A 17,800-nucleotide genomic window follows, 5' to 3' on the forward strand; every position below is an offset into this window, starting at 1 on the left:
TAAGCACTGGTATTGGTATAGTTAGGATTGAAAATGTCAGTAGTATTTAACTTAGGGCGTACTGGGCTAATTTACGTCTTTTACTGACTTTATTTCTTCACTAAAACGCTTTTTATACAGAGTGCTATTAACAACTTTCGCGGCATCTACCAATTCGGTATAAGGTTTATCTGTCACCGAAACAAAACCGACATTATAGTTTTCGCCATCATAAGCTCTGCCGGTTAAAGGCGAATCAATATATTGAAACCAATGCGCACCGACAAAGTATCGATTCTCGATGACACTTTTCATATACTCTTGATACATCAGGCCCCTATCAGCTTGAGATTGTGCAGGCACTAGGCCTGGGTGTAACAAACCTGAGTCGAGTGAACCATTATGAAACTCACCAATAATGCTTGGCCGATTAACTTCCTCTAAGAAGGCCCAAAAGCCTTTATCTATGCCTTCGTTATAATAGTTATAGCTCATCACATCAGCATATTGAGCCGCTGCCGCGCGGATCTCGGGCGTCATACCCCAACTGGCAAATCTCGCCCCCATATATAAATGGTTGGGCATATATTGCTTCAAGGTCGAACTAACTATTTTAAAATATTGTTCAGCATATAAGGTAAGTAACATCGATAAATCAGCGCTAACAGCATCGTTGATATTATTTAAACTCACGCCTTTTATGAGTTCATCCCAAGTGAACTTTTGCTCCCACGCCTTGTTTAAGGAGTCAATCGTTAAATACTTGCTCTTTAATGCATCAACAAACGCCGCTTTTGCTGGGCTGTCTTCAGTTGAACGACTTAGGGTGTTGATCACAATTCCATACTGGCTTTGTGTACTGCCCATCACGCCCCAACTTTTTTCGTTATCAATAAATACCCCAATACACCAAGGGTTGTTATCGACTTCTAAGGCTATTTGCGCAATAGTGGCTCTAGCACGTACGGCAAAAACTGGGTCAAAAGGATCTGGTAGTGGGCTCCAATAATCATTACCACTGCTGACAGTTTTGAAGTCACCTATAATCCAACCATTCGCAAAATATGGTAAGCGATTCATTTGGTAATACCCAGGGTCTACCCAGTTTCCAAATGAGGTAAAACCCCAGCTGTGCATACGATTAATAGTATTATCTTTCCATTTTTCAAATAATTTTTCCGGGTCATTTTCGGCAAATTTACGCTGTAAGTTTGCCCGATAAAAACTAAAGGTTTCTCCAGAAGGAATCGGCCCAGTATGAACACTACGACGATAACCAAAGTTCTGCCCCAATGGTTTATCATAACTTGGTAACCATCTAAACATATCACTGCGTAGTGCTGACACGCGTTTGCGACTAGCTAAGGCTTGATGGTCAACCTGGTTCAATCCTAGTGAGTCTTCAGGTGTTAAGTCAGTGGCTAACTTAATATTTATCAGCGCGGGATCAAAATCATAGCCGGTAATAGTTGAGGTATTAGCCATCCGAATATTGGCAATACCATTCGAAAAAAACAAATAGCCTTCTGGGTCAATTAAGGTCCATTTACCTTGATACTTATCCACTCTAAAATAGCCTGTTGCAGCTAGTTTGGGGCCATTTATCCAGCCGTTAAATTGACTTCTATCGGCCAGTCTTGAGGCTTTTTCAAGTAAGGCGATTTCTTTGGCACTACGTTGCTGTAATTGTTCAACAGAGTTCACTTTACCGTTGAAATCTTGTTTAGCGTTTTGGCCAAACTTATCCACCAAGCCGACTAAATAATCACTTATTACCGCTTTAGGCGTTATTAAGCGCACATTATCAAATGAAAGATGCTTATCAACTAACGAGCCGCCAACCTGAAACTCAACAGCGGTTATATGATGTAAATCTAAGTCTTTTTTACCACCCCGCCATTCAATTTGTTGGTAATCTGTGAGCCAATATTTAGGGTTTGAACGAATACCGGTGTTTTGCTCTAACTCATCACCACTTAACACGATGTAATAGGTTTTGGAGGAAGACGCCGAAATAACCGTGCTGCGTGATTGATGATTGTTTTGGTCAAATGTTTTTACATAGAGTGGCGTTGACGCATCTGCATGGTTGGTAATATCTACCGCAATCGCAACATCTTGAAAACCACTAACATCCCATGGATTGGAAGCCTTTAACGTAATATTGGCTTTATAATTAACTTCAGATTGAAAGTTAACTTCAAGTGCATTATTGCTGCCGCTATTCACTATGGAAAACAGAGCATTTTTTCCAATGATGTTTTGTAATTGGTCAGCAGTTTCAAAGTCGAACAGCGTACGTTCAAAATTGACATTATCCGCCTTAGATACCGTATCTTTGGCTATCTCAGACATATTAGCTGGTGTGGTTTTTGCTGGAGTATGGCTATTGCAGCCCAATAATGTCGCGAGGCTCCCTAGTAAAAGCAAGCCACACACGGCACGAGCTCTATTTGAAATGTTATTTGAAACCTTTATTGGAACATTATTTAAAAATAGTTCAGGCATATTGCCTCCTGCAATTATAGTCAGCAAAACGACTACGCTGATAATGGTTAATTAACGCCTTAAAATTTCACTTCATGCCTGGAGAATACTAAATCACAGTAGCAACAATTGATTACACTGGCTTGCCACTGCAAAATGGTTACTGATGGAAGACAACAGGATGAATTAACTTAAAAATTGAAGCCTTGAGGAGAACCCTCAAGGCTTGATAACAAATATCACTTTATTCAGCTTCGTTCATATAAACGGTTTTCTTTTCTACGTATTGCTCTAGACCATACTTACCGTCTTCACCGCCCATACCACTCATTTTCCAACCGTTATGGAAACCTTGGTGCTGTTCACCTAAGCCTCGGTTAACGTACACTTCACCCACTTCCATTTCAGCAATTGACTGATGGATATAAGCTAAGTTTTTGGTGTATAAATATGCTGACAAGCCGTATTCACTGTCGTTAGTGTAAGCAATCGCTTCATCAATTGAACTGATTTTGATGATAGGTAAAACTGGCCCAAATGTTTCTTCATGAACCAGAATATTGTCTTGCTTAACATCGGTGATCACCGTTGGTTCGTACCAATGCCCGCCTTCAAAACCTGCGACATTAGCCACTTTCCCGCCAGTAGCTAAGGTTGCTCCTTGTTCAAGGCTTTTTTGAACCAATGCATCAATATTATTGATTTCATTAGCATTTACTTTAGGCCCCATGTCTGTTACGGGGTCCATTGGATCACCCACTTTAAGGGCTTTAACTTTCGGTAAAAACTTGTCCATAAAAGCGCTATAAATGTTTTCATGAACATATAAACGCTCGGCACAGGTACATACCTGACCACAGTTAGCAAAACGCGCAGTAATAGCATCATCTACGGCTTTATCAAGGTCAGCATCTTCCATCACAATAAAGGGTGCTTTTCCGCCGAGCTCTAACATCACTGGCGTTAAATGCTTTCCTGCGGCTTGATAAATAATTTGTCCTGCACGTGTGCTGCCCGTCATGGTGATTAACTGAGTAATTTCACTTTCACATAAGTGCTGTCCAACAACTGAGCCTGTGCCGTTTACAATATTCAGCACACCAGCAGGAATACCAGCCTCGTTGGCTATACGCCCAAGCTCTAAAGTGGCTAATGGTGTTTCTTGAGTCGGTTTAATAACGATACTGTTGCCAGTCACCAACGCAGGACCAATTTTTCGGCCTGCCAATGCTAATGGAAAATTCCATGCAGTAATGGCAACAACCACACCTTTCGGCACTTTGTGGATGTAAATTTTTTCGTTTTCATGGTCAGATGGCAGAATGTCACCTTGTAGCGTTAACGCATTATCACAGGCATATTCTACAAATGTGGCCGTAACATTTACTTCCATCTTTGCGACGTCTAACAGCTTGCCTTGTTCTTTCACTAACAATTCGGCTAAATCATCTAAATTGTCGCGAATACCCGCTGCAAATTTACGTAATATGGTTGCTCGTGCTCTTGGCGTCAGTTTTGCCCATGCTTTTTGAGCACTTTGTGCCACTTCTAACGCATCTTGTGCATCAGCAACACAGCCTTCTGGAATTTCACCCACTAAGTTGCCTGTGCTGGGTGAAAATACTTTAATGACACCCTCAGCTTTTGAGGGTACATATTCACCATTGAGAAAGTTGACGTTGTTTCTGACTTGCATGGCTATCTCCCCATCCATCCGCCATCAACCAGTAACACACTACCATTCATGTAGTCTGAAGCGGCTGAAGCTAAAAATACTGTTGGCCCTTTAAAGTCATCGGGAGTGCCCCATCGGCCTTGTGGAATACGCTCCAAAATTGATGCTGCACGTACTGGGTCATTACGCAGTGCTTCGGTATTATCTGTAGCAATATACCCTGGAGCAATCGCGTTAACATTGACCCCTTTCCCTGCCCACTCATTGGCTAATGCTTTGGTTAATTGACCAATAGCCCCTTTACTGGCTGCATAACCTGGTACAGTAATACCACCTTGAAAGGTCAAAAGCGACGCGGTAAATATCACTTTACCAGAGCCACGCTCAACCATTTTTTTACCCAATTCACGGCTTATAATAAATTGCGAGTTTAAGTTAATGTCGATAATTTTGTCCCAATATTCATCGCGGTGCTCTGCTGCTGGTTCGCGTAAAATTGACCCCGCATTATTCACTAGAATATCTATAACGTCATGTTTTGCATTCACTTGATCAATAAAAGCATAAACACTTTTACGATCAGAAAAGTCACATTGAAAAGCAGAGAATTTACGGCCTAATGCGGTCACCGTTTTCTCAATTTCAGAGCCGCTTGCCGCTAAACTCGCAGAGACACCAATAATATCTGCACCTGCTTCAGCTAATGCTTCTGCCATTGCTTTACCAATCCCACGGCTACACCCCGTAACTAGTGCAACTTTACCTGTTAAATCAAATTTGTTTTGCATAACCATTCCTAAATTACAGCGCGATAATTATTGTTGTTCACATGATACTAATGCTTTCATGCCTATAGGATTATTGTCCATACTAGCAAATGCATCGCCAATATCAGATAACTTACTGATTGAAGTGATAAAAGGTTTTAAGTCCACTTTACCCGATGCCACTAGGTCTACTGCCATTTCAAAATCAGCATGTTCATAAACTCGTGCGCCGAGTAACTCTAATTCTTTCCAGAAAAATTGGAACAAATCTACTTGAGGCTTTTGAGAGTGAATGGCCACCATACATATCCGCCCACGAACAGCAGCGACTTGCACCATGGCATCAACTGCAGGTTGTACTCCTGACACCTCAAATACCGCATCAGCGCCTTTTTGAGCAGACCATTGTTTCACAAACTTAACAATGTCATCGGTAATAGGGTCAATGGTTTCAATACCGTATTGTGCCGCAAACTTTCGACGGTTTTCATTAGGCTCAGAAATTAACACATGTGCCCCCATAGACTTAGCGACTAAGGCAACTAACTGACCAATGGGGCCACCACCTAAAACAACAACATGTTCGCCTGCAGTAACTCGGGCACGACTGATATCATGGCAAGCCACCGCTAAAGGCTCAATTAATGCGCCTTGTTGTAAATCAACATTAGTAGGTAATTTATGTAAGGTACGTGCTTTTACTGTCCATGAATTTTGGAATGCACCTGGAGTATCAATACCCATAAACTTCAGGTTATGACAAACATGAGTATGTCCTGCATGACACGCTGGGCAATCACCGCAGTAATCAAGTGGACGAACCACAACGCGTTCACCTACAGAAAAACCACTGACATTTGTGCCCACTTCAGCAACTGTGCCTGAAATTTCATGACCAATGGTATGTGGAGGATTAACACGCGCATCCATCACACCATGGTAAATATGCATATCTGTACCGCAAATACCTACAAAACCGACATTAATTCGTACTTCATCGTCTTTTGGTGCTATAGGTGAAGTTTCAATAATGCTAAATTTTTTATTACCAATATACTGTGCCGCTTGCATATTTTTGTACCTTATGACTGAAGAATTAAATAGGGATTAAGTAGGGTTTGGTCAAATTCAACGCCAGTGCCAATAAGATCCGGCACACAAGCTTTCCCGTTTTCAATTTGAAGAGGACGGGTTGTGTATTGATCAATAGGGAATGAGTGAACTTCTAAATAACCGGCATTTGGCTGGGATGCTAATAACGAAACATGTAGTTCATGCATACCATGGCTACATACGGGTAAGTTATTGGCATACGCCAATTGAGCCACCTTTAACCAACCGGTAATGCCGCCTATATTAGAAGCGTCAGGTTGTAAAAAACCTAATTTCGACTGAGCGATAGCGTAAGTAAACTCATGAATAGTGTGCAAATTTTCACCCATAGCTAGGGGGATATTAGTCGCATCAGCAATTTTAGCGTAACCAAGATAATCATCTGGAATGGTAGGCTCTTCAAACCATTTAATATCGCAATGTTCTATGGCTCGTGAGAAGCGAACGGCTTGTTCCTGGGTTAACGAATAATTGGCATCTACCATAAAGATGACATCTGGACCAATCAGCTTTCTAACCGCCTCGACTCGACGTACATCTTCTTTATAATCGGTTTTACCCACTTTAATTTTTACGGCTTTAAAACCACGGTCGATATAGCTTTGAATATTGGCGAGTAACTTTTGCTCGGTAAAATTCAGATCGATTCCGCCGGCATAACAATCCACCTGTTGACTAACACCACCAGCAACTTTCCATAAGGGTTGATTAATTCGTTTACATTTAATATCCCATAAGGCGATATCAACAGCTGAAATTGCAAAACTGAGCAATCCACCACGGCCAACATAATGAAAGTGCCATTGTAGTTGGTCCCAAATTCGGTATATTTCAGAACTGTCTTGTCCTAACAGTAATGGCTTTATTTCATCATTAAGCAATGAAAATATTGCCCGTCCACCTTTACCACCCGTATAGGTATAGCCCACACCTTCAATACCATCGGCGGTTCGAATACGCATAAGAATGAGTTCAAAGTGGGTATGATCACCATGCTTAGCGTCTGAAAGAACCTCAGCTAACGGCACTTGATAGTACTCAACATTTATCGCTTCAATTTTTGTCATTTCATTAGTCATATGTAGACTCACCACCAAATATGATTTACGGTTCACGGTTTATTGTTAACAATTTACACAAATGCGTTTATAATGTAAAGCATAAGTTAATGTTTACCATTAACTGTTAACGCGCCTTTAAACTGTTCATCTGCTTATCTTTGTTATTTGCTAGGTAATAGTTAACGGTTTACTAACAATGCATCTTTGTTTATTGTCAACAAATATCAGTGAGGATACCTATGATTAAAAAGCGGATTAATAAACCCATTATTACCCTGAGACTTTTTACCGTTTCGGCTATTGTAGCCATGAATATTCAGTATGTTTTGGCAGCTCAACCTACCGCGGTTTTGTTTACAGAAATCACAGAACAAAGTCAGCTAAGTTCATTTCCTGCTTGGAAATATGGCGGGCCTGCAACGGCTGACTTAAATAGAGATGGTAGTTATGACTTACTGCTAACAAATCACGACCAATGGCCTACTCAGTTATTTTATGGCGGCAATAAAGGGGTATATACCAATGGGCCACATTTGCTTGGTCAAGCTGATGTTCATGGTATTTCCGCTGCAGATTATGACCAAGATGGTGAAGTGGACATTATCATTACGTTAGGTGGTGGTAATGGAACTCAACCTAAACCACCACGCTTATTCAAACAGCAACAAGGTAAATTTATTGATGTAACACAACAAAGCGGACTTGCAAATATGGGCGCAAGAGGACGCTCTGCCAGATGGTTAGATGTTGATAATGATGGTGATTTAGATCTAATTCAAATTAACGCAGAAAAAATGATTACTGAAGATGTACCCCGTAATTTGTTATTTATGAATCAAGGCAATGGCCAATTTAAATATCATTCAAGCCCTTTACTTGAAGACATTGATGCCGAGAAAATTTTAATAAGCCAATTAAATGATGATCAATATCCAGATTTAATTACCTTTAATGCTTATTCACCACTGCAAATTTGGTTAGGAAAAGCCAACGGCCAATATGAAAATGCCACAAAACACTATTTACCTGCTCACTTGCAAGATGTTGGTTTTGTCACTGCGGTAGCCCAAACTGATATAGACAACGACGGCGACACAGACTTATATTTAGCAAGGGGCAAATCTTACTATCAAATAGCAAATAACGCGCTTTCTTTTGACTTAAATATCAACCGCTTAGATATTCGCGATGAAGGTAATAAAAGCCAAGACGGCATTAGTTTTACCAGCCAAGGTCCTATTTCATTAGCAGACTTTTATCATTTTCCACGAGGGCCAAAGCTTATCAAGTTACCTGTGTTTATTGGCCAACATCATGCGCGTATTGACCCACCTACAAAATCTATTACCTTGACCCCAGAATTAGCCAAAGGCAAACCGACCATAGCCGAGTCAGGCTGGTACATCCATTATGTGGGGAAAATTGAACAAGGGGAAAATAAAGGACAACATCAATGGCGGTTAGATTGGAAGTTAAAAGACAATCTTGCTTGGGATATTAGAGCGTCTATTATTGGAGTCACCTCGATTCAACCTGATTGGCAGCCACAAGCATTAGGGGTAGACGACATATTACTGGTTAATGATAACGGCCGCTTTACAGACGCATCATCTAGGCTTCCCGCTCAGTCTAAGGATAATAATTGGGGAGTGATCAGTGCAGACTTTGACAATAACAGTTACACAGACTTTTTTGTTTATCGATTTGGCGAATTGAATAAACGAGTTGAAGATATATTACTGCTTAATCATCAAGGTCAATTTACTCAAGTTGAAAAGCACAGAGCAACAGCATTAGGTACGCAAGCCCATGGCGATATGGGTACGGCATTTGATATTGATCAAGACGGATTTGTCGACATTATTAGTGGTGATGATGATAACGGCCAATGGCACGTGTTTAAAAACCTAGGCGGTAAAGCACAAGTTGCCAGCAATAAAGCCAACTTTATTAATGTGAATGTAGGTTACAGTGCTACAGGTATTGACCCATTAGGCGCAAAAATAGTAATTGAATATCATCACAAACACACTACTCAAGCAAAAGATAAATTATACAAACAGGTCTTTACTGTGGGCTCTATAAGTGCTGCACATTCACAAAGTTTGATGAACATAGCCCACTTTGGTTTGGGTGAAACCGATAAGGTAAAAACAATCACAGTAACGTGGCGGGATAACAGCCAGTTACAACAACATAACGTTGCCGCAGGCCAATGGGTCAAAATTGGAAACTAATCAGCTAGACCGCAGGAAAAATTAGCAAAAAATCGCCCGATAGCTTACTGGCTATCGGGCGATTTATTAATAGCTAAAAAACCATAACAAACCAAGATGAAACTAAAGTTGTTGCGCGCCTTGCTCTGCAGTACAAATGAATATTGATGCGGTTAAATTACTGCGTTGAGTATATTGTGCATTTACCGCCTTAACGACTTGTTCAATCAAGCTTTCGGGCACTATCGAAACGACACAACCGCCGAAGCCGCCACCCGTCATTCTAACACCACCTAATTCACCTACGGCGGTTTTCATAATGTCCACTAATGCATCTATTTCAGAAGTAGTAATGTCAAAGTCATCGCGCATTGACGCGTGCGACTCAGCCATTAAGCGCTGGAGTAAAGGCATGTTACTTTGACGAATCGCTTCTGCTGCATCTATAGTACGTTGGTTTTCAGTAATAATATGTCGTGCGCGTTTAGCGGTTATAGTGGCAAGACCTGGCTTACGCTGTTCAAATTGACTAATACTGACATCACGTAACGCTTTTACCCCAAAAAATGCAGCGGCCTGTTCACATTGCTGACGTCGAGTATTGTACTCGCTGTCAACTAAGCCACGTTTCTGATTAGAGTTAATAATTAAAATTCGCCAATTATCAGGGATCAATACCGACTGGGTTTCAAGTGAACGACAATCAATGAGCAAAGCATGGTCTTTTTCTGCCTGCGCAGAAATCAACTGATCCATAATACCGCAATTACAACCAACAAACTGATTTTCAGCTTGCTGGGCATTTAAAGCAATATCTTGCGCTGTTAACGGTAAATCAAATAACGACTTAAAAGTTAATCCAATAACCACCTCTAATGCAGCAGATGAACTTAAACCCGCCCCTTGTGGCACATTGCCGCTCACCACAATATCTGCACCATTAAAGGTTAAGCCTCTTAAGCGCAAATGCTTCACCACACCGCGAATATAATTAGCCCAGGTTTGTGGTGATTGACTAATATCGTCATCAATTAAAAACTCATCTTCGGCATTATCATAATCAACTGATATCACTCGTACTCGATTATCTTCACGGGGACTCGCGGCCACTACAGTGGCAAAATTAATGGCACTTGGTAAAACAAAACCATCGTTATAGTCAGTATGTTCACCAATCAAGTTCACTCTTCCTGGTGCTTGGAAAACATGGCTAGCTTGATATCCAAACACCTGTGAGAAAGTTTGTTTTACTATATTTATTAATTCATTATTCATGGTTAACCTGCAAATTATAACTAGTTAGATTTATAATGAACCGCAGACACGCTTCTTAATCGTTCTGCAGCCTGTTCTGGTGTAAGATCGCGTTGCGACTCAGCCATCATTTCATATCCCACCATAAACTTACGCACCGTCGCCGAGCGTAATAAAGGCGGACAAAAACTGCCATGCAAGGTCCATTCTGGATGATCTTTTCCATCAAATGGTGCACCATGCCACCCCATTGAATAAGGAAACGAGCAATTAAATAAGTTGTCATAATGAATGGTAATTTGTTTAACAATATCCGCTAGACTAACTTGCTTCTCTGGGGATAATTCAGTCATTCTTTGTATAGAGAAACGGGGTAATAACAGGGTTTCAAACGGCCATGCCGCCCAATATGGCACCACCACAACCCAGTCATTGTTACTAACCACAACACGCGTTTTTTCTGCTAATTCACGTTCAACATAATCAGCAAGCAGATTGCTGCTATGATCGGAATAATACTGATTAAACGCGTTTTGCTTTTTTTGCGCCAAAGTCGGTAATTGATTTTGTGCCCATACTTGACCATGTGGATGCGGGTTAGAGCATCCCATCACAGCCCCTTTGTTTTCAAACACTTGCACCCATTGATAATGCTTACCCAACTCTTCAGTTTGATGCTTCCATGCTTCAACGACATGAGTTAACTCTTTGATAGATAATTGGGGTAATGTTTTACTGTGATCAGGTGAAAAACAAATCACCCTGCTAACACCTTGCTCGGTTTTCAGTTTAAATAGAGGATCATTTTGCTCAAACTTGACGGTATCTTTTTTTAAGGCTGCAAAGTCATTTTCAAATACGAATGTTTTAGTATATTTAGGATTAACTTCACCATTAATTCGTACATTACCCGCACACAAATAACATCCTGATTCATAGGCTGCTTTATCCTGCTCATCCACTTTTTCAACTTGGCCCTGCCAGGGTCTTTTGGCACGATGTGGAGACACAAGCACCCATTCATCAGTCATAGGGTTGTAGCGTCGATGAGGGTGCTCCGTTGGATCAAATAAGCTATTTTCTTGCTGCATGATGACCTTCTATAAAATTATCAATTAAAATAAAGCATTTAAAATAAGCGATTAATAAAGCAGCAAAAAATAGGTACTTGTCCTTATTCCCTGCCATGAATAATTAACCAATACATTTCCGCATCGGCTAATTCAATTCACTATTCAAATGTGATCATATTGTGATAAGTTATCACAGACCACACAAATTGTTAACAATTAACTTAATGCAATTAATGCTGCTCACAAAATAGTGAATATCGTAAAAAACACAGCATCACCATAAAAAATAACAAAAGTTAAAATAGGAGAGTTTAGATGGGTAAAGGGACGTTTATCTTAATAAGCAGCTTACTTTTAATGGCTGGCAGTTCAAATTCAAGCACCATTTCAGCCAATAAAGCGCATATTAACACACTAGAACAAAAGCCATTTTCTAAAAGTAAAGCATCAAAAATACAGTCTGATATTTATACAATTTACTCAAACGAAGCATTAAGTGTTTTAGATACCAGCCAACCAATTAACGTATTAGCCAATGGGTTTGAATGGGTTGAAGGACCAGTGTGGTCAGTCAGAAATAACGGGTTACTCTTTTCAGATATTCCAAAAAATATTGTATATCTGTATCATCACCAACATGGGTTAACTGAGTATTTAGAGAACAGCGGGTTTTCTAATGGACTAGTTATTAGCCAAGACAAAGCCTTAATATTAATGCAGTCTCGCAGTCGCCAAATTGCAAAAATGCGCAGTTCATTAAACATGCCGCGTAGTGAATACGAGGTTTTAGCCGATTCTTTTCAAGGTAAACGCCTGAATAGTCCTAATGACGGCGTGTTAGCCAGTAACGGTAGCTTATTATTTACCGATCCACCTTATGGTTTAGTAGGCAAACTAAATGACCCAGCCAAAGAGCTGAGTTTTCAAGGCGTGTACAAGTTAGATAAAAATAAACAGCTAACACTAATCGACGATAGTATCCTCTACCCTAACGGCATAGCCCTTTCAGCCGATCAACGCACATTATATGTTGCGGCATCTGATCCCAGCAAACCGACATGGTATCAGTACCAACTTGATGAAAACTTGCTGGTTATGAATAAAAAGGTGTTTTATGAGTTATCTGCTGTTAGAGATGACTCACACGGTTTACCGGACGGCCTAAAAATACACCAAAGCGGAATTATCTTTGCTACAGGGCCAAAAGGCATATTTTTATTTAACCCGTCAGGAAAATTACTGGCCCGTATAAATTTACCCAGTATTGCTGCCAATGTCGCCTTTAATGAAGACTACTCAATGCTTTATATAACAGCCCATCATCAATTATTAGCAATCAAACTTAATCAATAACCACAGTTTATTAACGCTAAAACTTAGCTGATCGCCAGCAACAGAACTTCATAAAGCCCAGTTCTGTTGCTGGCTTAATCGATTACGCCCTGCGTTTCTTAAACACATACCTGCCCGACCCCAAAACGATTTTAAATACCACACTCAACGCACTTTATTTAGGAACGCTCTCTTTACCGGCTGTAAAGATCACATTTGGTGTTAATACCAGTTCAAACCAAAGCTATTATGTCTAATGCAGGCTTACCAGTTGCCTGTCCGGTCAGGGGCATTCCATAAGTTGGGTTTGCAATTAATCGACGGCCATCCTTCGTGCAATACCAATAAGGTCTGTCGCAGAGTTATTTAAAGCTTTATTCATCGCTGGCGAACTACGAAGACTACCTTTGACTAGAAGTGGAGCACGCACCAGTTTTCTAACTTTTCCATATAGTACATAAAATAAGCCTCACGTTTACAAGCGTTTGTCTCTCAATGCTAGGTGGTATTTTTAGAGCGCATTATCGCATAAGGATTAGGCTAAGCAGATACGTGTGTAGTACACGTTATTGGGGGCTCTGCTAATGTAAAAAGCAGGTACATTGTCTGAGTCAATCCTGTTGGAAAGCCTCTCTAACGCCAAAAAAAAACCGTTGATAATCAACGGCTTTTTTTCATATTTAATATGGCGGAGGGATAGCTTGCTTGTAATAAAGAGGAACCCTAGTTCAAATGCTACAAATATAAAAAAGCCTTATCATTTCTGATCAAGCTTACTCGTTCAATATGGCAAAGGGATAGTGCTCTTATAAACAGGAACCCTGGGTTCAAATGCTACAAATACAAAAAAGCCTTATCATTTCTGATAAGGCTTTCTCATTTAATATGGCAGAGAGATAGGGATTTGAAGCCAAGGCTTCCGTATTAAATTTAAAGTTAGTCGTTTAGTTTCAATTACTTGCAATGAAATAATGTAAATGAAAGCTGCAATTGCTAACTAAGATTGACTATATTTCTGAATGGTAATAAAGTCAACATTCTTAATGATTAAACATGGTAATTCCGTGCATAGAATTCTTTAAATTAGTCAAGCTACTAACTCATTTATGGACATTTCCGAGTTACGATGAACAAGTGCAGCTGAATTTTCTGATAACTTATGCTATGCCAAACACACCAATTAACTACAAAGTAGTGGCCAGTTTTGCTAAACCACTACACCTATTGCAATACGTACTGTAGAGTACTTGATGAAAAAGTCAGGTAAATGCGCCTTACCGGAATATGTTAAGTCAGCGAAATTAAATGAGCATTTTAGTATTGAAAGCCTAGGTTCTAAAAACAATCTAGAGGAAATTATCGAGTTTCACTGCAAGATGGTAAAAGACAGGTGGAGTGCTGAAAAAGTCTATCGATATAAACCCAAACTCATTACTTCAAATAAGAAGTATGAATTTATTGATATTGAACCACAAAATAATAATAACGAACTTAGCTTGATCTGTAACTATAAGATTCACAACATTTCAAAGTTAAACAATCAACATCGAATTCAAGTTTTAACGTACTGTGAAGAGTTGGTAAAGCATCAAATTAAACAGTACTCAACTCTAGATTTTAGTGACTATACTGACATGCCAATTCCACCACCTGACAAAATGCTTGCAACTAGGTATGACGGGTACTTACCATATCTTATTAGACTATTTTGCATACAGCATATGCCTGAATACAAAGAGCTAGAAGGCTTAGAGTATGAAAAAAAATTCCATACCTTTAATACTTTTATCAAAGAAAAATTATACGAAAGGTTCACATTTTTACAAGATGAATTTTATGTTTGGTGTTCAAAAGAACATGAAACGAGTAGTGAATGCTCTGAAGCGTTAGATGTTTATATCGCAACAGTTTTAGTGAAGAGATTTAAAGCTAATATTAAGAAAGCACAACTATTAATCAATAGCTATGAAGAAAAGTACTTTCGCTGTGAGCACTAGTAACCTAATCGTGATAAATTTTACGCTTATTGCTTTCTCTGAGTTAAGTCATTGCTATAACGAACTTTAGGGGAAAGTGAGTCAACTTATCATCGAAACTAGCTAAAACTCCAAGGGGGAGTATTAAGTTATCGGCATGACAATCAACCGATTTCATCGTGAGGGAGAACTAGATTAATTAGTTTAACTAATGTTAGGCTTTGAGTGCCTCTTGCTTAAGGAGTTAAAAATCAATCAAATAGAGCGATACATAATAGAATTCATCACAATTCATCACGAAGTAGTGAAAAATATGACTAATACGAGAAGAGTTAGTTGTTTACTATTTCAGCATTATGAGTTGTGTTCGCCTTTCCAGCATTTAGTTCATGAACTACTACCGTTAGATCCATGATTAAAATGCTCACTACATGCAAGTTCATGAACTTTATGATCATTTATTAATTTAAATATAAATTTAATTTGTATATAAACAATACCTTGGAACTTTATTGCTACTATGAAGCAGTCATCAAAGTCATATAAGTTAAATAGCTTATGCCTTTAAGGATTCGAAAGTTCGTACTGAGCCCTGCCACTTAGATCGAGATTTTACGGCGCAATGAGATTTTTATTTGCCCTTGTGATGTCTGCGACTTAGATCGGGATCTTACGGCGCCATGAGCTTTTTCAATACCCTTATACCAATAACTATGCGCTACTTGGGATAACTACAGTTGAATTGAGTCCGGTTTTTAGAGTTTACTCTGTATGCTTTAGTTGCAGATTAATGCTTTGATTTACTACGTAGGTATACATAATTATTATTCTGACATTCTCATTGGTGTAATTTGTAAACTCGAATACCTATACTTAATAATTATCGCTTACTCTAAATTGATGAAAAATATGAGATTATCATTAATTGGTTAACATTAGCCAAGCTAACTCAAATGAATAAACGCTCGTTAATTAGGCGTCGCTACGTGAAATCTGAGCCTATGGCTAAGGCAATGGCCTATATAATTTAAACTGAGACACATAAATTTACCGTTAATGACTTAACACTACTGATTTTCTATAGTTAGTTTCCAGGTACAGCAAAACTGTTAATTACACTAAACAGATAATTTGTTAGCTAATTTTTCAAGTTATATCAATTTTATGCATTACTAATGTGAAAGTCTAAAATAACTACAATTTTTACTTTGAAATTAATGTTTAAAATTATCATACCAAATGCATTACACAAGCATTTAGCCTCAATAATTAATGGGGAAATATTACAATTTTTGTGTGGGTCTTAGCTATGAATTATTCAAACCGTTCTCGCTGTATAGCACTGATATTATTGATTTTTATTGCTATATGGGGTCTTATAGGCTTTGTTAATAGTGATAATAAACACTAAAAATTATTCATTTTTGTTTAATAAATGGATAGAAAATGCTCTGAGTAAAGTGGTATCCGTCAATAGACTACAAGTTGATAGAATAACCTTAAACCTTGAAATCATTTAATGCTGATAACGTTTTAAATGCTATTAAAAACTTTAATCTATTGATTTAGTTATTTATTTAAGTCATAAAAGATAGTCTTTAATATTTAAAATATTTTCTAGGAATAGTATTAAAATGCAGTCATTTGGAATCCATTTACTAACCAACTACTTCGCAGTGTGATGCGAATTAATCGTAGAAATAATGTGTTCTAACTATAAACAAGCTCATTGAAAGGTGGTTTACCCATCGCTAAAAACTATTATATTTATGAGTTTTATTTGTAATATCGACGTTTATTGCTCATCATATTTTATAGTATCAATACTTTTTATCGGTCTAACTCCCCTCACCATTTCAGATTATAATTAGCAAAGTGCCCTAGCCTATACAACTAAATAAAAGAAAAAATATGTCTCATTTAAATTTTGTATGGCTCTTTTAGAGCAAGAAGTTGCTAGTCCCCTAACCCATTCCTGGACAAAAGCTTGTCAGTGCTTAAGCTCTAAATCTTGCGTTTCACATTATCATTAGTAATGAGTATCTTAAGAAAGCGGGTTTATGTTCACTAAGAGATGGATGGATCGCAGTTCATTATCCTAACCAGAAAGTAAGTTAGGTGTTCTAAATGAACCGCCCTGTGCGGAGCCGCATGCAGGGTGGTGTGGGGGCTGGAGGTTAGATACCTCCGGCTACCCGATTAGGCAGCTATTGCACACAGTTTCAATTTCATGGGCTGAACAGATAATGCTGAACCTTCACGAAGAGCTTCTAATGCACCGTAAGGCTCAAAGCCATAGGCTTCATATAACTTTACTGCATTTTTATTAATGGTTGTTACCGCTAATGAAACATAATCTAAATTAAGTTCATTTGACCACGCTATGATGTTTTTAAGCAATAAACCACCTACACCTTGACCACGAACATTCGGAGAAACCCACATTTGATAAATATGAGCGGTTTTATCTTGAGGATTATGAAGTAACCCCCAAGCTAGACCAACTGCAACTCCATTAAGCTCTGCAACAAGTGGCAGAGCAGGTTTGGCCATATTATCTAGGTCAAGACGAGAAACCCATTCATCACGAGAAAAGGAAAACTCTTTTTCATAGCTACTACCAAAAGAGTCTGGAGAGTCTTGAAGGGAAAGAAGACGAAGCTCTCTGTATGTTGACCAATCATCTTTATTTAAGGCTCTAATGTTGAAACTACTCACCTAGCTTTCCTTTGCTGCCTAACGCTTCAAATATGGGGCGCACGTTGTTTGTGCGTCCCTGCCATAATTTGTTTGTGTACGCCCAGCATGGGCATGAACTAATGAGGTGAAAGTCCTCTGTAGGAAGGTCACCGTTTATTAACATGCTG

11 protein-coding genes are annotated in these 17,800 nt (G+C 39.0%); 3 read left to right on the forward strand and 8 right to left on the reverse strand.

What is annotated here, in order from left to right; genetic code table 11:
* Positions 1–66 precede the first annotated feature (66 nt).
* The 5 genes from Q4557_RS17070 to Q4557_RS17090 all read right to left on the reverse strand — a co-directional run bounded on the left by Q4557_RS17070 (position 67) and on the right by Q4557_RS17090 (position 7,088).
* Positions 67–2,487 (reverse strand): agarase, encoded by a 2,421-nt coding sequence (locus Q4557_RS17070; RefSeq protein ID WP_303414193.1) that lies wholly within the window; start codon positions 2,485–2,487, stop codon positions 67–69.
* A gap of 223 nt (positions 2,488–2,710) precedes the next feature.
* A complete protein-coding gene (aldA, locus tag Q4557_RS17075) occupies positions 2,711–4,162 on the reverse strand; it encodes an aldehyde dehydrogenase (protein ID WP_303414195.1) in 1,452 nt (483 codons plus the stop codon).
* A 2-nt stretch (positions 4,163–4,164) separates the two neighbouring features.
* A complete protein-coding gene (locus Q4557_RS17080) occupies positions 4,165–4,929 on the reverse strand; it encodes an SDR family oxidoreductase (RefSeq protein WP_303414197.1) in 765 nt (254 codons plus the stop codon).
* Positions 4,930–4,956: 27 nt separating this feature from the next.
* Positions 4,957–5,979 (reverse strand): zinc-binding dehydrogenase, encoded by a 1,023-nt coding sequence (locus Q4557_RS17085; RefSeq protein WP_303414199.1) that lies wholly within the window; start codon positions 5,977–5,979, stop codon positions 4,957–4,959.
* 11 nt (positions 5,980–5,990) lie between these two features.
* Positions 5,991–7,088, reverse strand: coding sequence for a mandelate racemase/muconate lactonizing enzyme family protein (locus Q4557_RS17090; RefSeq protein WP_303414202.1), 1,098 nt, complete (start codon positions 7,086–7,088; stop codon positions 5,991–5,993).
* Positions 7,089–7,321: 233 nt separating this feature from the next.
* Here Q4557_RS17090 and Q4557_RS17095 point away from each other — a divergent pair, with 233 nt between their 5' ends.
* Complete coding sequence (locus Q4557_RS17095) at positions 7,322–9,319, forward strand: CRTAC1 family protein (protein WP_303414204.1); 1,998 nt, start codon at positions 7,322–7,324, stop codon at positions 9,317–9,319.
* 102 nt (positions 9,320–9,421) lie between these two features.
* On the opposite strand, the gene galK is transcribed toward Q4557_RS17095, so the two are convergent.
* Together galK and Q4557_RS17105 are read right to left on the reverse strand one after the other, a co-directional pair.
* Entirely contained in the window at positions 9,422–10,573 is a 1,152-nt protein-coding gene (galK, locus tag Q4557_RS17100; protein WP_303414206.1) for a galactokinase, read from the reverse strand.
* Between the two features lie 20 nt (positions 10,574–10,593).
* Complete coding sequence (locus Q4557_RS17105) at positions 10,594–11,643, reverse strand: UDP-glucose--hexose-1-phosphate uridylyltransferase (protein ID WP_303414208.1); 1,050 nt, start codon at positions 11,641–11,643, stop codon at positions 10,594–10,596.
* 297 nt (positions 11,644–11,940) lie between these two features.
* Between Q4557_RS17105 and Q4557_RS17110 the strand changes: the two genes are divergently transcribed.
* Both Q4557_RS17110 and Q4557_RS17115 read left to right on the forward strand, forming a co-directional pair.
* The gene (locus tag Q4557_RS17110) at positions 11,941–12,978 is read left to right on the forward strand and encodes an SMP-30/gluconolactonase/LRE family protein (RefSeq protein WP_303414210.1); all 1,038 of its coding nucleotides are present in this window, start codon (positions 11,941–11,943) and stop codon (positions 12,976–12,978) included.
* Between the two features lie 1,229 nt (positions 12,979–14,207).
* Entirely contained in the window at positions 14,208–14,954 is a 747-nt protein-coding gene (locus Q4557_RS17115) for a hypothetical protein (protein WP_303414212.1), read from the forward strand.
* 2,178 nt (positions 14,955–17,132) lie between these two features.
* Here Q4557_RS17115 and Q4557_RS17120 read toward each other — a convergent pair.
* Positions 17,133–17,651 (reverse strand): GNAT family N-acetyltransferase, encoded by a 519-nt coding sequence (locus Q4557_RS17120; RefSeq protein ID WP_303414214.1) that lies wholly within the window; start codon positions 17,649–17,651, stop codon positions 17,133–17,135.
* Positions 17,652–17,800 lie beyond the last annotated feature (149 nt).

The organism is Shewanella sp. 5_MG-2023, from assembly GCF_030547465.1.
Taxonomy (GTDB): domain Bacteria; phylum Pseudomonadota; class Gammaproteobacteria; order Enterobacterales; family Shewanellaceae; genus Shewanella.

Bases quoted from the DNA above. Each gene is read 5' to 3' on its own strand.
- Q4557_RS17090 (WP_303414202.1), bottom strand. From the start codon at position 7,088: ATGACAAAAATTGAAGCGATAAATGTTGAGTACTATCAAGTGCCGTTA.
- Q4557_RS17105 (WP_303414208.1), bottom strand. From the start codon at position 11,643: ATGCAGCAAGAAAATAGCTTATTTGATCCAACGGAGCACCCTCATCGA.
- Q4557_RS17085 (WP_303414199.1), bottom strand. From the start codon at position 5,979: ATGCAAGCGGCACAGTATATTGGTAATAAAAAATTTAGCATTATTGAA.
- Q4557_RS17070 (WP_303414193.1), bottom strand. From the start codon at position 2,487: ATGCCTGAACTATTTTTAAATAATGTTCCAATAAAGGTTTCAAATAAC.
- aldA (WP_303414195.1), bottom strand. From the start codon at position 4,162: ATGCAAGTCAGAAACAACGTCAACTTTCTCAATGGTGAATATGTACCC.
- Q4557_RS17110 (WP_303414210.1), top strand. From the start codon at position 11,941: ATGGGTAAAGGGACGTTTATCTTAATAAGCAGCTTACTTTTAATGGCT.
- galK (WP_303414206.1), bottom strand. From the start codon at position 10,573: ATGAATAATGAATTAATAAATATAGTAAAACAAACTTTCTCACAGGTG.
- Q4557_RS17080 (WP_303414197.1), bottom strand. From the start codon at position 4,929: ATGCAAAACAAATTTGATTTAACAGGTAAAGTTGCACTAGTTACGGGG.
- Q4557_RS17115 (WP_303414212.1), top strand. From the start codon at position 14,208: ATGAAAAAGTCAGGTAAATGCGCCTTACCGGAATATGTTAAGTCAGCG.
- Q4557_RS17095 (WP_303414204.1), top strand. From the start codon at position 7,322: ATGATTAAAAAGCGGATTAATAAACCCATTATTACCCTGAGACTTTTT.